The 1,039-nt window shown below is 80.0% G+C and carries 1 pseudogene; it reads right to left on the bottom strand.

The features are described from left to right. Nucleotides 1-967, bottom strand: a pseudogene (locus tag ABD317_RS37205) (hypothetical protein); the annotation flags it as partial. Nucleotides 968-1,039: the final 72 nt, after the last annotated feature.

Here is a 1,039-nt window from a genome sequence, read left to right as displayed (position 1 = left end):
CGGCGGCGATCCAGCTGCGCAGCGCCGCCGCGCGGGCGCGCTCCCGGACGCGGCCGTGCCCGGCGCGGCCGTCCCCCGCGGCGGGGGTGAGGGCCCCGAGCAGGTAGCCCGCGGCCCACACCTCGCCGGCGGTCTCCGGCGGCAGCGCCGGCAGCGGCTCACCGGCAGCACGGGCGGCGTCGGCTACGGTCCCGTGCGCCACGCCGAGCAGCGCCGACCAGGGCCGCCACGGCCAGGTGAACGGCTGCTCCGCGGCCTCCTGCGCGCCGCTGCGCCGCAGCCGGACGTGGCAGCGGGAGGCGACGAGTTCGACGGCGTAGCCGAGGCCGCGGTGGCGTGCGGGGTCCGCCAGCTCCGGGCCGGCCCAGTGGGCGGTGCCGACGGGCCCGTCCGCGCAGGCGACGGCGAGCCGGATGCCGTGGTGGTCGTTGCCCGCGACCGACGGACCGGTGCCGTGGTCCAGCACGTGCGGCACCGGCGCGACGACGGGGATGCCGCGCTCGGCGCAGAACACCGCGATGTGCTCGTCGTCGTCGCGGGTGTCGTCGGGGAACTCCGCCAGGTAGGCGGCGAGTTCGCGGGCGGTGTCCGCGGGCAGCGCCAGGCCCAGCGACGGCACCCACTCCCACGGCGCCAGCCGCACCGCCGCGTAGCCGCCGACGGCCGCCTGCCGCACCCGGTAGGAGTTGTACGGCGACACCCACAGCACGCTCAGCGACACGGCACGGTCGGGGTGCCGGGCGAGCAGCGCGGCGACGTGGCCGGCGAAGCCGGGCGCGAGGCGCGCGTCGTCCTGCACCACCAGGTGGTGGGTGGCGCCGGGCGCGACCGCCGCCCACGCGACCTTCGCGGTGCGCAGCGGGCTGGGGAGGCCGGCGGGGTCCGGGTCCCGGACGATACGGGCGGGCAGCGGCGCGCACTCGCCGGCGACGCGCTCGGCGCCGGCGAGGCGCGACGGATGGCACATGACGACGGTGCTGAGCCGGACGGGCGGCCGGGACCCGGACCCCGCCGGCCTCCCCAGCCCGCTGCGCACCGC

The sequence above is a fragment of the Streptomyces synnematoformans genome (assembly GCF_039531005.1).
GTDB lineage: Bacteria > Actinomycetota > Actinomycetes > Streptomycetales > Streptomycetaceae > Streptomyces > Streptomyces synnematoformans.
Note: the sequence above shows the minus strand (reverse complement) of the source record. Positions and strands in the feature narration are given on the sequence as shown.